The organism is Synechococcus sp. BSA11S, assembly GCF_014224355.1.
In the GTDB taxonomy this organism is placed as follows: Bacteria; Cyanobacteriota; Cyanobacteriia; order PCC-6307; family Cyanobiaceae; genus Regnicoccus_A.
Map to the genome: position 1 here is coordinate 1 of NZ_VNWP01000030.1, position 12494 is coordinate 12494.

The following is a 12494-nucleotide window of genomic DNA, read 5'->3' on the forward strand; positions in this document are numbered from 1 at the left end:
ACCGCTGGCTACGTCGCTATCTGGGGATCTATAACGGCAACAGGTGCCACATGGCTCTCGGTGGCCTCACGCCTCAGCAGTCCCTCCAGCGACTGCTGATCGCTGAATGACCTGGTGAGAAAACACACCTAGGACCGCCAACACCAACAGCACTCCCCATACCAACCCACCCGGCTCTTGGCTGTTGGATTGCGCGGCGCGTTCTGGGATACAACTGGAATTGTCTGTCTTGTGAACCTCACCGCTCAGCAATGGGAGGCCCGAAACGTTGTTCAGCGGCCTCGTGACAGCGCCTAAAGATGGCCTTGAACTGCTACAATTGCAATTGCTCACTTCTCGTGTATTCATCCCAAGCCTTTCTTGCTCGTGGCTTGAATGCCGCCTATTTTACTGACTGGGCGGAAGCAGGTATCCAGCCTACGATACATTGACCGTTTTTGGCATGGGAAGACCCTCATTAGGCCAATACCAGCGATTGACCCCTCAGATGCGGCAAGCAGCACGTCTCTATGCTGATGGATATTCTCAAGAAAAGATTGCTGAGCGACTATCTATTAGGCAAAAGACAGTGAGCAACTGGGCCACCCAATGTCCTCTCTGGCAGCAGGAAGTAACCCTTATTCAGGCACAGTTGTTCCACGAATCCAACGCACGCACACTCAAGCTCGCCAACGTCTGTATTCCTACCCTCGGTGATTTCATAGCTGACCCCAACACCCCTCCCCAGCACCGCCTTGCGGCTATCGGGCTCACCCTTCAACACGCACGCCACCAAGCGGACCATGCCCTGAGAGTGCGGCAGGCCGAAGCACTGGAGCAACGCATAGCTGCTATCGAGGCACTCCAGGAACAACAGGCAATCGACATTGAGCATCGTCCTGTCCATGAGCTTGCCTCGGGCTTCTAGAGGCAATGCTGGGGAGCCACGAGCGCTTCCCTTCGTGACTTGCCTCCAAGGGCGAGATCCCTTGCGCCGCAACGTGGAGCTAAGGACTAGTGATCCGTAGCAGAGGACCGGGGGTAGGGTTGTATACGGAGAGGAATAGGAAGTCCACAGCTTCTATAGATCTTTGCGAAAATTGGTTTCTAAATTCTTTTTCCTGATACTAGAAATGTTACAGGCTTTGGATATTCTGACATGTTGATATAATGGGCGTCATTTGGAGGGTGGAGACCGGACCCGCCAAAGTAGTGTTAGAAGGATCGACAAGCTATCCCGGCGAGGCACTCGGAATGGAGTGCCCAGCAGAGGAGAACCACCCACATGGTCATTTGTGTATCCTAATGTACAGTTGGATATCGGATCCGCATTTAATCCGAGTTCTCTATAGTCCAACAGACGAGACCCCTGTTTCTGCAAGCCATCTCAACAAATTGCCCTCATCGGCAAGAGGTTTATATGCTGACCGGAGGCGCTGACTCGGAGTGGTTACCGGATCCGCCCATTCAGCGTTAAGTCCAGCTTGGTGCTTTCAAAACTCACTGCTATCATCATCGCAATAAGCATGGCAGTGCATTTGCCTTGATCATGAAGAGACCATTCGGTTTTAGAACAATGGCGATACTCGGAATCGTGAGCAATTCAATTGGTATATTGCTATATCCATTTTCTCTGTTCGCATTGTCTGATCCTTCAGGGAGTCAGCTTGCCAAGGCTATTGTAATCATCGGCTTCTTCGTGGGAACGCCTCTATCAATTCTGGGCGTCATAGCATCAAGCTTGCTTATTGCGGAGAGACTAGTGGGGTTGTATTTGAGCATAGCTATGATTTCAGCAAACATTGTCCTTGGTCTCTTTTTTGCATTTTTGCAACTCGGTGGCGCCAGCAACGCCGCTGACATCGGTGCTGGGATTTGGTGTTTTTTTTCGGCTTTGACTAATACGGCTATTTTATTATACTGGGTTCGGCCAAGTATCCGATGGTTTATCAAGTCGGCTAGCGCCAGCCAAGTGTAGCCCTAAGGCCCTTCACTATTGCAGGTACTTTGACGTTGGCTGGAAGCCTCGGATGAGCTATCCCCTCTGAAACATGAAGTAAGTTATCCTTTTCAATATTTAGAGGAAGGCCTAACATGCCCCTCGAGTGGTCAGGCCTCCATCAAGTCGGGTTCGCTAGCGCTAGCTTCTTGCCTGCCACTCAGGGGCAGCGTTCGACTCAGATCTTCTCTGGACTCTACCTTTGGATTAACTGCCAACCATGAGTAAGATCTCAGACATAACTTGGCCGATAAAACCATGAAAATATCCACCCACTAACTCGATTGGCAATCTGAGACACTGTACTTGTGGCAATCTTCGCTGCTTTTACCGTTGCCTTGACGGCTGACACTGCTATGTCCTTCGACACTTGATACACGGCGTTGGCGAATTGAGCACCTGCCTTAACAACCTTCTTTGTCACATTAGTAGCTACCTCAATGACAACCTCCACGACCTTTTCCATTGTGTCGAGAGCGCGCTTAAGAAAGGCATGAGCCGATGCAAGCAGATCGGCAATCTTGTTTAGTGCCGTTGCAACAGGACCGCTAAATTTAAGGACTTTGTTGGCTAGCCATCTTGTGCCCATGGCTGCCACTCCAGTGAGACCAACAGCAGCAATGAAGTAGGCCATCGGCTCAAATGCGGAGATCATGAAGCCAATCACAATTGCCTTGGCAGCGGTCTTCCAGCCGCCCTCTCTGAATACTCGAAGCGCGCGAGCAAGGGTAGACTGCCGATAATGTCCACATTCCCTAAACTTCTTCCAGTCAATAGAGCGCATAAAGGGGAGCACTCCTCCAAACCCCTTCATTGCAACATAAGTGACGGGTATACCAACCTCAGCGAGTGACTCCCCAAGTCCATCCCATAGCTGATTTGTTGCATCCATAGCTCCAACTTGAATCGGTTGGCCGGCTACAATCACACTTTTCCCTACTCCCTCGCCACTGAGGGTAGAAACAAAATCATTCAGATCTACGGAGGCAGCAGGCTCGAACCCAAAAGCCTCCGAAAACACTTGGTTATATCCAGGACTGCCAGGATCGGGTGTTCCAAACTCTATCTGGGTGGCGTCTACATGATTGTCTAATTGTGCATCAAGGTAATCCTCGATAGCCATGGGATCCGCTTGTCGTGCCCTGTTGGCTGCAGCATCCTCAAAGATCCAATTTGAGAACTCAGCAGGATCACCATTGTTTGACGTGGCAATCAAGTGGGATATGTCTTTTGATTTGAGGAATTGATAGAGCTCTATTGCATTATCATGGAGATTGGCAGGTATCTTCATCAGCAGCTCATGCGGAGGAATGCCATACTCACCGCCTCTCTGCGAAATATATGCCTGCAGCGCTTCCGGTAGACGATAGAAGGCTTTCATGGCTTCAGTCGCCGAGATTGAGAAGTGCACGGCCTAAATACCGGTAGTTGGTCATGCCACAGCTTACCCCCATCCCTACAGCCTGACTAGGTTGCCCAGTTTGCTTCTGGAGGACGCTATCTGAAGCTGCGAGCCGATCCCGCCAGAGTAAGGCAGAGTCATCATCCCGAAACGCTACAAAGACCCGGCCCTCAATAATATTGGAAATCATCCAAGAACTTCTGCCCCAAACTCAAGTTAGCTGCGGAACTATCATCTGAGAAGCTGTCCTGAAGTGGTGTGACTGAGGCCACAAACCGAAAGCGTCTATGGTCTGCGACCTTATGGAAAATGCCTACAAGGAGCAACTCTATACTCCATGAGCCTTCTCCGTCTAAATTAAATAGACGCTATTCTCAATGTGCCTCTGATTAGCAATTGAATTGCCTGCAGGCCCGAGGGAGGGCGATCTGAACTCATATCCGATCGTCGATCATCCAGATTCAGAAGACGGGGGCAGGAGTTGATAAAAGCTGCAAGGAGCACTTCCCGCTTCTGATCTGAAGCGTTACACGCATCGAGGAACCGGCTTCGGTAAAATCTGAAGGCACTCGATGCGCTTCGACCACGCCATTCATTGAGAGCCAGCCGAATCCCGCATCCTGCTGGCGCGCGATCGTGCTTTTTGGGCGAAACGTCGCGTCATACAAGTTTGCCCTCGCTCGCTCGCTAGTCGAGCTCGCCCCAGTCAGCGACGACCTCGTTCGCCTTGATGATCTCGCGGTGCCTTTCGCGCGGGAGATCGCTCGACACCTAAAGTCCGCTGAACGACAAGCGACCTCGCGCTCCAGCGTGTTTCTCGAAGCCTGCCGCAGCTTCAACCGAGGCCAACTCTCGTCCGATCAGCTACGCGCGGAGACAGTCCGGCGTGGCTTCAACAACGTCATCGATGCATTTCACATCGTTGGTTCTTCCGACGTCCCCACTCGGTTTTTCCACGACGAGCGTGCGACCGCCAAAGGAATCAGGCTCACTGACGAGTTTCGACGACTCATGGCGGACGCGCAGGCCGACAGTCTGGCGCCAGAGGCGGAAGCGCGTTGGCGTCTTGTTGAGACGGCTTGGAACCTTGACGTGCCTTCGCGAGTACTGGAGGTGAGAACAGATCTCGAGGCTAATGAGCTTTTCGTCACGACCGACGCAACTCGTCGGATTTCAATCGTCGGAGTTCGCGATGCACTCAACGGGTATCAGAAAGGCGCATGTTTCTACTGCAACCAACCGATCACCATCGGCCGCGGCGAGTCGCTGGACGCCGATGTCGACCACTTTTTCCCAAAGCGGCTCGACCATGTCGGGTGGTTTGGTGGCGTGAATATTGACGGTGTCTGGAACCTCGTTCTAGCCTGCACCCAGTGCAATCGTGGCGCGGGCGGCAAGTTCGACCTCATCCCGCACATCCAGTACCTTGAGCGCTTGAACTTGAGGAACAACTGGCTCATAGACAGCCACCACCCGCTCCGCGAGACGCTGATTGCTCAGACCGGAGCCACCGAGCAGAAACGCGCGAGCTTCCTTCAGCAATGCGACCAGCTCGCTATCGACGCGATACCAAGCCGCTGGCGGCCATCCTCCTCCAGTGTCGCCGACTCTCTTCTTTGACCCTCTAGATGCGAAAGACCTACAACAAGCTTATCCGCGACCGAATCCCTGAGGTCATGGACGCTGCCGGAAAGGCGTACACCCTCCGGGAGTTGGGCGACGACGAATACGTGGCGAAACTCATTGCAAAGCTCTACGAAGAGGCCTCAGAGGTTTCCGATAGTGGCGGCGACATTGAGGAGTTGGCGGACACCCTGGAGGTCATCCGCGCTCTCTGCATCGCCAAGGGCCATACCCTAGAGGAGCTCGAGAATATTCGGGCGCAGAAGGCCGAAACGCGAGGCGGGTTTCAGAGGCGCCTCTTCTTGGTCGATGGCGAGGTCTAGCCCTAAACTTTGATGAGCGTTTAACGAACAAGGATAGATCGTGCGCAGCCACGATCTTATCCAGTGTTGGACAAGCCCTTTGACGCTTTTAAGCAGCCGCCTACGGTAGATACGTTCCGCCTGAATTCAGGCAGGTTCCGAGTTCGTTAAGCGTCGCCCTGCTCACCATTTGGCGATGAGCTCGTAAATCCGATGACCGCTACCACCGCCCGCTCGAACAATGGCTCAAGCGTGGCTTGCCAATCTGCCACCGATGCATCCCCAAGTTCTAGGTCCGACTCCCACACATCGGGGGGGTCTTTAACGTTTGACGGCACCGTGACTTTGCCGTGGCGGTCACCGCCCGCGTAAAGAGTGCGCGGCAAGGTTCCGCGGTGGGTGACTACGTCTCGAATAGCAAACAAGCGAGAGATCTTCGAGTCTTCGTACACCTTGACTAGCACCTCAGTTAGATTGGCTCCGGGCCAATGGGTCTGAAACCTGGTGGCAAGAACCCGCCGAGTGACCCGGCGGAGTTGCACGCTGTCGGACGGGAACTCCTGTGGCTTCAAGTCAGACGCGATGGCGTACGCCGCGATGACAAGACAGTCGAGAGCCGAGCATGCGTTGAACAGGTAATCGACTAGGGCCTGATCATTTCGGAAATTGCCGTCATGGCCGGCGCAACCGTACGGCTGCTGCATGCGGTAGCGCTGGGCGTACTCGGTCACCGTGGTTACCCGATAGCCAAAACCGTGCCATGCTACTCCGAATAGCCGGGGGGAGCTGCCCGTCGTTGAGACGCGGGCATCAACGGCATCCCAAGCCTGGTCGAACGCCACCCCCAAGCACGGTGGAAGTACGATTCCGAGACGCTGCGATTGCATCAGGTCACCCATGACGCCTTAACGAACAATGATAGATCGCGCGAAGGCCGCGATCTTATCCGGTGTTGGACAAGCCATTTGGAACTGACCTTACTCTATGCAGATAAGTCCCGCCGTGTTTTCGAATCGCTTAAGAATTCGGGACGCTCTGCGCGGATGGGTTGTATATAAAGACTCACGCCTTCGAGGCCTCCCGCCATCGTCGCCTGTGGACTAACCGATCAGAATAGCTACTGAAATACTGCTTGACCCTCCTCGCTTACTGGTTCAATTCTGTTCCTCTCATCGCTACAGCTCGTTCTTCCCAATCTGCCGCGCAGCGGCTTTGTCCAGCAATCCCGCCGGGAGGGACAGCCCACAAGCTCTGCTTGTGGGCTCCCATCGTGGCTTCGCCGATACGGCGGCCCCTAACATCAAATGTTGAGCAACCTATCTATGGCTCGCACACACGGACACGGAAACCCAAACTGGACGCGCGACGAAACGATTCTCGCGCTTGACCTATACTTCGACCTGAATGGAAAGATTCCGTCTGGCTCCGATGAGCGTATAAAAGCGTTATCCGAAGTGCTACGCCGCTTTCCCTATCACGCGGAGGCATCGAGGAAGGAGTCATTTCGAAACTCTGATGGTGTTGCGTTCAAGCTCCAGAATTTGCGGCAGGTTGCTACCGGTAAAGGGCTGGGGAACGTTTCAGAAACAGATCGAGCGGTTTGGCTTGAATTCGGTGCGTCGCCAGATGCTACGAAATCACTCGCCAATCTTATCCGTGCTGGCGTTGCCGCTTCCCAGGCCAGCGAGCCAGTTCGAGAAGATGTCGAGTTCGTTGAGGGACGCGTCATTACCGAGCTGCATACGCGCCGCGAGCGAGAACCAAAACTGCGAGAACAACTGCTTTCCTCACGGCATGCGAGAAATAAACTGTTTTGCGAAATGTGTGGCGCTCCTCCGCCGTCCGCCAATTCCGCGCTTCGGGAAGCTCACTTTGAAGTACACCACATCGTACCGCTGTCGAGCACAAGTACAGGTACCCGCACGACGCGCTTGTCCGATTTGGCCTTGCTCTGCGCAAATTGTCATCGACTACTTCATCGGGCAATAGCCGTTGAGAAGCGGTGGATTACCGTTGCCGAGGGGAAATCCGTATGCGGTGTCTGACCGGCAGTATAACCAACACGGCATTCAAGCGGACCTGCGCAAAAAGCCGCACAGGCCGCTAACTTCTACCTTAGATCTCATAAGTGCAAATGGTTATCGCTCCATAAGCCTTGGGCCCCGGGCTATGACTTCACGCCCTCCCCCATCGCGGGCATGAGTCCATCAAGTCGAGCATTGCGGATTCCTGAGTAAAGTTTAATTGACCGAAGCTCCTTCTCGCGCCACAGCTCACTAAGCCATTCGCACTCAAAGACATCGATGAAGTCCAGGAAAAGATCAGGCAGACGGTAGTTGTCCCATCGCTTGACTATCCGCATTTCATCAGCCCAGTCAGACCATGGAGCAATTAGTCTTCCTTTCTCGTCAGAGGACATGGGAAAGGGTTCTGAGCCGGTGAGGATGCATTCAATCGGTATCGCTCCTCGCACATCACAGCGAAGCAGGTAGTCTCCGCCATTCTCGGCCTTAGGGAACCATACTGGAATGGAATTTAATCGTCCATTCAATGTCAGGGGAATATCACTGTCTTCATGGACTACAACAGCCCATCCCATAGCTCTTTGTATATCATCAAAGGCAATCGTGCCAACTGCCTTTCCTTTATCGTCACATGCTGTCCTGCCGCCGTCCATAGTCCAGAGGACGTTTCCTGCTAGGCCATATTGTGGCTTCGGGGTCTTGTTCTGGACGGCCTTCTCAAGCTTTGCAAGCCGGGTTTCGAGGGAGCGTAATTGCATTTATTTAACCTAAGACTCTGCTTTTGGCTATCAGTGATGAGGCCATCTTCAATACTGTGACTTCACTTCTGAGTATAGAGGACTTATGAACTCTGGCTTAAGTCGCGACTCTTTCTCTGCACTGTGTTCTTCATCCAGTGCTGTGCCTAGATCGGTCCATTCCAGGCTCTCAAGAGGCACCCACCGCTGGCCTTCAGAGGCATGGAGCAGGAGGAAGGTGGTCTTGGGGACGAATGAGGGCTAGGTCGGCCAGCTGACGTGTCCTCAGAAGCGGGTAGCTGGCCGGGATCCGCTCCTCGATCTAGGCGTTGGAGAACAGTGAGCCGCTGCGCTCCTGCTGACCTCGCATCACGGCTGTGCGGTTGCCCCATTTTCGCAGTGTGGGCGGGTCTTTCAGCAAAATCTTAAGCCGATGCATCCCCCCACAGGCTGAAGGCCGGACCTGTATTCAGGGCCGCTTCCAGGGAGATGATCCCCATGGCCATACCCAGAACAGCGGCATGGGTGCGATCACGGGCCTGGAGCTTGTTGATCACGTTGCCGACGTGGGTCTTCACCGTTTCTGCGGAGACGTAGAGCCGCTCGCCGATCTTTCGGTTCGAGAGCCCGAGCATCACCCTCGTGAGCACCTCCACTTCTCGTTCGGTGAGCTTCTCAACGAGTGGTGCCACCTCGTCCCGGCGCCTTTGCTCCTTGAGGACATCGGCGGCTTCCTTCGGGTAATAGACGCCGCCGCCGGCGACGATCCGGAACACAGGCGTGAAGTCCTCCGTCTCAAAGCAGATCACATCGCAGCCGGCCTTCAGCGCCTCACCGATCACGGCGGTGGACTCCCGGTTGGTGATCAGGATGGTGCGTGTGTCGGGGTGGAACCGTTCGGCTCGCCGCACCAGCGACACCCCCGTGCCCTCATGCAGGGTCTCGCTCACAAGCAGGAAGTGGGGCCGGTGCTGCAGCACATGCCTGTAACCCTCCTCCTCGGTGGTGCAGGCCCCGACGACGTGCCTGGTGATCGGATTGATGCAGATGAACGCGCCCAGCCAGCGGCTGTTGCCAAGGCAGGCGACGATGGTCTTCCCCTCCAGCAGCCTGCCGTACTCTTCCAGCAGGCTCGGGATGCTCTCCAGGATGTGGGTCAGGTCCATCCATTGCGGTCAACCGCCTCCATATTGCGATGACTGAACCAGACCCACGCCAGACCCGACTGGAGGAGCTGCGTGGGCGTCTTCCTGGCCTGGTGCGAGCGATCCAGGAGCCGGGCATCGACCCGCGCCAGAAGTCGATGCTGGCCGCCGAATACGAACAGACTCTCGGCGCCGTGTTCGCCCTGGGCGATGAGCTGGAGGTGGGGCCGGATTGATCGAGGGCATTGGCGGCGATTTTCCCCCCTTGCTATCCCTGTATGGAAGCCCTGCCCTCCCCTGATGCTCCGCTCCTTTCTGCTTGGCATGGTCCTGCTTTTCGGACTTGGAGCCGCCCCTGCCTTTGCTCGTCAGTACTGCCGGGACTTCACCACCTGCGAGCAAGCGATGAAGTCGTTCAAGGCTGGGAACACGGCGCTGGACGGTGACAAGGACGGGATCCCGTGCGAGAACCTCTGCGGTAATCGGTAAGCCTCCCAGGGCTTCCATGGCCCCGAGGAACTCGTCCTGCTGCTCGCGGTCGGGCATAGCGGCAGGCGACTGGGAGGAGGTGGGGTTGCCCTACATCACCTTCTGCCTCAAAGGCGGGTCGTTTGCTCCCCTCGCGTCAGCCCTAACTGGACGGGGCGCCAGCATCGAAAACAAGACTTACTATAGTACGCACGAACTACCTCTCCATGGAAGGCTGGCTCCAGGAGCTCAATGGCCACAACGTCCTCCGCTTCCACCGTGACCACGCTGCCCGCTACGAGGCCTACGTCTTCATCGACCGAGGGGAACCGATCCCCGGGCAGCCAGCCCTACTGAAGCGGCGAGAGAGGCTTGCCCGTAAGCGGGCGGTCGAGCAGTGGCAGAAGCTCCTCAAGGCGGCCTGGAGGCGAGTGGAACCGCAGTGGTAGCTCAGATCATCCCATCGGGACTGGTTCGGTCCAAGACCTTTTGTATCTTATCGAGCGTCCTCTCACTGCTGTTCCTTGCTCGGGATTGTGGACGGCGGTAAAGGAGCGGGCGGTCATGCATGTCTCGATCTCCTTCAGCGAGATGTTGGAATCCATCAGCTGCTGGATGTAGATGTCGGCGGAAGTGAAGGGCATTGGTCGGGGGAGACCGCTCACAGTGTTCCAGTGGGAATGAGATATGTTTATATTTGTAGGCGTACTGTGCCGATGGCTACCGCGTTAGATGCCGATCAAGACCAACCTATTGTATGTCAGCTGCCTGAGTTCTTCACAGATCGCTGAATGACCCGGCAGGTAATCACACTAAACTCATCCTCCCAAAATGGATCTAATTACGTTCGGTCCTTGCATGTATATTGCTGTATAGTTTAAACTGCGACTGCGTTAGCTAGCTGAGGCATGTCACGATTCGACAGCGAAATCGACAATGGCAGACTTAAATGAATTACGAATCAGACTCCGTGAATTTGCCGATGAACGATGCTGGGATCAATTTCATTCTCCCAAGAACCTAGTCATGGCTTTGTGTGGAGAGATAGGAGAACTAGTAGAAATCTTTCAATGGCTAAGCATTGAAGACTCTATGCTTGAGAGCCTCAGCGCCAAAGACCTCTCACGATGCAAAGAGGAGATAGCTGACATACTTATTTACTTAGTAAGGCTGGCAGATAAATTGAATATTGACCTCATGACTGAGTCCTTGGCTAAGATTGAAGTCAATATGGAGCGATATCCCGTAACACTATCCAAAGGAAATGCAGTAAAGTATAATCTAAGAAATGAATAAAGTAATCCTTCAGCCTTCGGGGAACAAAGATGCGCGTGAGCACTTCCTGGATACAATCGAAACAAATGTTAACCTGACTCGAATAGGCCCTCACATTAGCGTCAACGACTTTCAGGTGCTTCAAGACATATACCCTAGTGGTAGCTGCAAAGTCTGGGGAGTAACCCCTGGCGGCAGCAATCAGACTAAGTGGAGCAGGATCGAGACCGGTGATATCACTCTTTTCTCTAGGGAAGGCTCTATTTACGCTTCAGCAGTTACTACCTACAAGCTTCATTGCCATAGTCTTGCAGCTGAGCTGTGGAACTACAATGCAGATGGGCAAACGTGGGAGTACATATATTTCCTTGATGAACTTAGGGGTCTTAGCATTTCCTATGCCACCTTTAATGATGCAGTTGGCTATAAACCAAGCTATATAATACAAGGCTTTAGCGTGCTAGACGCAAGCAAGAGTGCGGCAGTCATTCAAGCTTTCGATTTACAAAGCAGTGTTTTTTATGCTGACATTTCTAAGGATGAATGCCTAGAAGCAATATCATACCTCACATCATTAAATGAGACAGAGGCTGAAATTCAGTCAAGCCGAAGACTTGAGCAAGGTTATTTACAGAAACATCTTTTTGGGCGCAAAACAGTGGGTACATGCGCTGGCTGCAACAGAGACTACCCTGTATCCTTCTTGGTTACAGCCCACATCAAGAGAAGATCACAATGCACTCTTGAAGAGCGAATTGACCATCATGTGGTAATGCCACTTTGCAGCATGGGATGCGACCAGATGTTCGAGAAAGGCTATGTGAGTGTGCTTGACGGGGTCTATGTAGACATGAAGAAGACTCCAAGCAGCCATCATCTTCAGAAATGCATTGACCAGCTGGCAGGAAAGCTATGTACCTATTATAATGATGCAACAAGGCCGTACTTTGAGTGGCACTATGATTATAGTAGATAGTTTCATGGTGCAACTTGCCGGCTGATCAATGCATGGTTGATTTAGGCTTTGTAAAATCCACAAACGCAGTCGCCAAGCCGGGTACTTTGCTCTGTACCAGGAGTTCATTACAGTAGCCAGTTATTTGTTGTCGCATCTCCTATCGGCAAGCAACCCGGTGACTTTCAGGGAAGGTGTCACTCCTTGGCTGCCCTCAGGCGGCCTGGATTAAGGGTAGCGCCTAGATCGCTACTGGCTCTTCTGATAGTTTGTAGATCCACTCTTCTTCGGGTTTACGCCAGCAGCGGGTGCTTCGGCTCCAGCGTTATGGATTTGCCCGCTGAACCTTTAGTAGACATCGGCTTGCTACTTGCAGATTGAGGCGGCGGTACCGCTATGGAGTTGATGCCGCTTGTTGCGGGTATGGGCCACCTGATATGCCTTGCAAACACAAACCTGTGAGGTGGGTGCCTTTTACTGGACAGTTCTGGCCCCTGACATCGTTAACTCCGGACGGGAGGAACAGGGTTTGGTCTCAGTATAGACCTCATTGGGAGTCTTGCCTCCAAGGGAGCTATGAGGCCT

At 53.7% G+C, this 12494-nt stretch carries 14 protein-coding genes and 1 pseudogene; 10 read left to right on the forward strand and 5 right to left on the reverse strand.

The window, feature by feature from the left end; genetic code table 11:
• Window positions 1-487 precede the first annotated feature (487 nt).
• Window positions 488-907, forward strand: a complete 420-nt coding sequence (locus FPZ61_RS14735; protein WP_185467380.1) for a hypothetical protein — start codon at window positions 488-490, stop codon at window positions 905-907.
• Window positions 908-1528: 621 nt separating this feature from the next.
• Window positions 1529-1957 (forward strand): hypothetical protein, encoded by a 429-nt coding sequence (locus tag FPZ61_RS14740; protein ID WP_185467381.1) that lies wholly within the window; start codon window positions 1529-1531, stop codon window positions 1955-1957.
• A 253-nt stretch (window positions 1958-2210) separates the two neighbouring features.
• Here FPZ61_RS14740 and FPZ61_RS14745 read toward each other — a convergent pair whose 3' ends face one another.
• Window positions 2211-3359, reverse strand: a complete 1149-nt coding sequence (locus tag FPZ61_RS14745) for a hypothetical protein (protein WP_185467382.1) — start codon at window positions 3357-3359, stop codon at window positions 2211-2213.
• Window positions 3360-4190: 831 nt separating this feature from the next.
• Between FPZ61_RS14745 and FPZ61_RS14750 the strand changes: the two genes are divergently transcribed.
• On the forward strand, window positions 4191-5000 hold the full coding sequence (locus FPZ61_RS14750) for an HNH endonuclease domain-containing protein (RefSeq protein ID WP_221630209.1): 810 nt from the start codon (window positions 4191-4193) through the stop codon (window positions 4998-5000).
• An 8-nt stretch (window positions 5001-5008) separates the two neighbouring features.
• The gene (locus FPZ61_RS14755) at window positions 5009-5326 is read left to right on the forward strand and encodes a nucleoside triphosphate pyrophosphohydrolase (protein ID WP_185467383.1); all 318 of its coding nucleotides are present in this window, start codon (window positions 5009-5011) and stop codon (window positions 5324-5326) included.
• A 146-nt stretch (window positions 5327-5472) separates the two neighbouring features.
• On the opposite strand, the gene FPZ61_RS14760 is transcribed toward FPZ61_RS14755, so the two are convergent.
• Entirely contained in the window at window positions 5473-6036 is a 564-nt protein-coding gene (locus tag FPZ61_RS14760; protein WP_185474890.1) for a hypothetical protein, read from the reverse strand.
• Window positions 6037-6612: 576 nt separating this feature from the next.
• Between FPZ61_RS14760 and FPZ61_RS14765 the strand changes: the two genes are divergently transcribed.
• Window positions 6613-7350: an HNH endonuclease gene (locus FPZ61_RS14765; protein ID WP_221630210.1), complete on the forward strand. Its 738-nt coding sequence runs from the start codon at window positions 6613-6615 to the stop codon at window positions 7348-7350.
• Window positions 7351-7472: 122 nt separating this feature from the next.
• On the opposite strand, the gene FPZ61_RS14770 is transcribed toward FPZ61_RS14765, so the two are convergent.
• The 3 genes and pseudogenes from FPZ61_RS14770 to FPZ61_RS14775 all read right to left on the reverse strand — a co-directional run bounded on the left by FPZ61_RS14770 (window position 7473) and on the right by FPZ61_RS14775 (window position 9232).
• Complete coding sequence (locus tag FPZ61_RS14770; protein WP_185467385.1) at window positions 7473-8087, reverse strand: hypothetical protein; 615 nt, start codon at window positions 8085-8087, stop codon at window positions 7473-7475.
• A 162-nt stretch (window positions 8088-8249) separates the two neighbouring features.
• Window positions 8250-8388: pseudogene (locus FPZ61_RS16005) on the reverse strand (IS5/IS1182 family transposase); the annotation flags it as partial.
• A gap of 103 nt (window positions 8389-8491) precedes the next feature.
• Window positions 8492-9232: a response regulator transcription factor gene (locus FPZ61_RS14775; protein ID WP_185467386.1), complete on the reverse strand. Its 741-nt coding sequence runs from the start codon at window positions 9230-9232 to the stop codon at window positions 8492-8494.
• A 29-nt stretch (window positions 9233-9261) separates the two neighbouring features.
• Here FPZ61_RS14775 and FPZ61_RS14780 point away from each other — a divergent pair, with 29 nt between their 5' ends.
• From FPZ61_RS14780 to FPZ61_RS14800, 5 genes are all read left to right on the forward strand, one after another.
• Entirely contained in the window at window positions 9262-9447 is a 186-nt protein-coding gene (locus FPZ61_RS14780) for a hypothetical protein (RefSeq protein WP_185467387.1), read from the forward strand.
• 88 nt (window positions 9448-9535) lie between these two features.
• Complete coding sequence (locus FPZ61_RS16010; protein ID WP_221630211.1) at window positions 9536-9700, forward strand: excalibur calcium-binding domain-containing protein; 165 nt, start codon at window positions 9536-9538, stop codon at window positions 9698-9700.
• 206 nt (window positions 9701-9906) lie between these two features.
• On the forward strand, window positions 9907-10128 hold the full coding sequence (locus FPZ61_RS14790; protein ID WP_185467389.1) for a DUF1651 domain-containing protein: 222 nt from the start codon (window positions 9907-9909) through the stop codon (window positions 10126-10128).
• Window positions 10129-10705: 577 nt separating this feature from the next.
• Window positions 10706-10975, forward strand: coding sequence for a MazG-like family protein (locus FPZ61_RS16015; protein ID WP_370593487.1), 270 nt, complete (start codon window positions 10706-10708; stop codon window positions 10973-10975).
• Complete coding sequence (locus FPZ61_RS14800; protein ID WP_185467391.1) at window positions 10968-11930, forward strand: HNH endonuclease; 963 nt, start codon at window positions 10968-10970, stop codon at window positions 11928-11930. Before FPZ61_RS16015 ends, FPZ61_RS14800 begins: the two co-directional genes overlap by 8 nt.
• The last annotated feature ends 564 nt before the right edge of the window (window positions 11931-12494 follow it).

What these genes read in the sequence shown, in the direction of transcription:
- FPZ61_RS14755 (WP_185467383.1), top strand. Translation starts at nt 5,009, where the DNA reads ATGCGAAAGACCTACAACAAGCTTATCCGCGACCGAATCCCTGAGGTC.
- FPZ61_RS14740 (WP_185467381.1), top strand. Translation starts at nt 1,529, where the DNA reads ATGAAGAGACCATTCGGTTTTAGAACAATGGCGATACTCGGAATCGTG.
- FPZ61_RS16015 (WP_370593487.1), top strand. Translation starts at nt 10,706, where the DNA reads ATGGCTTTGTGTGGAGAGATAGGAGAACTAGTAGAAATCTTTCAATGG.
- FPZ61_RS14800 (WP_185467391.1), top strand. Translation starts at nt 10,968, where the DNA reads ATGAATAAAGTAATCCTTCAGCCTTCGGGGAACAAAGATGCGCGTGAG.
- FPZ61_RS14770 (WP_185467385.1), bottom strand. Translation starts at nt 8,087, where the DNA reads ATGCAATTACGCTCCCTCGAAACCCGGCTTGCAAAGCTTGAGAAGGCC.
- FPZ61_RS14775 (WP_185467386.1), bottom strand. Translation starts at nt 9,232, where the DNA reads ATGGACCTGACCCACATCCTGGAGAGCATCCCGAGCCTGCTGGAAGAG.
- FPZ61_RS14790 (WP_185467389.1), top strand. Translation starts at nt 9,907, where the DNA reads ATGGAAGGCTGGCTCCAGGAGCTCAATGGCCACAACGTCCTCCGCTTC.
- FPZ61_RS16010 (WP_221630211.1), top strand. Translation starts at nt 9,536, where the DNA reads ATGGTCCTGCTTTTCGGACTTGGAGCCGCCCCTGCCTTTGCTCGTCAG.
- FPZ61_RS14780 (WP_185467387.1), top strand. Translation starts at nt 9,262, where the DNA reads ATGACTGAACCAGACCCACGCCAGACCCGACTGGAGGAGCTGCGTGGG.
- FPZ61_RS14735 (WP_185467380.1), top strand. Translation starts at nt 488, where the DNA reads ATGCGGCAAGCAGCACGTCTCTATGCTGATGGATATTCTCAAGAAAAG.
- FPZ61_RS14745 (WP_185467382.1), bottom strand. Translation starts at nt 3,359, where the DNA reads ATGAAAGCCTTCTATCGTCTACCGGAAGCGCTGCAGGCATATATTTCG.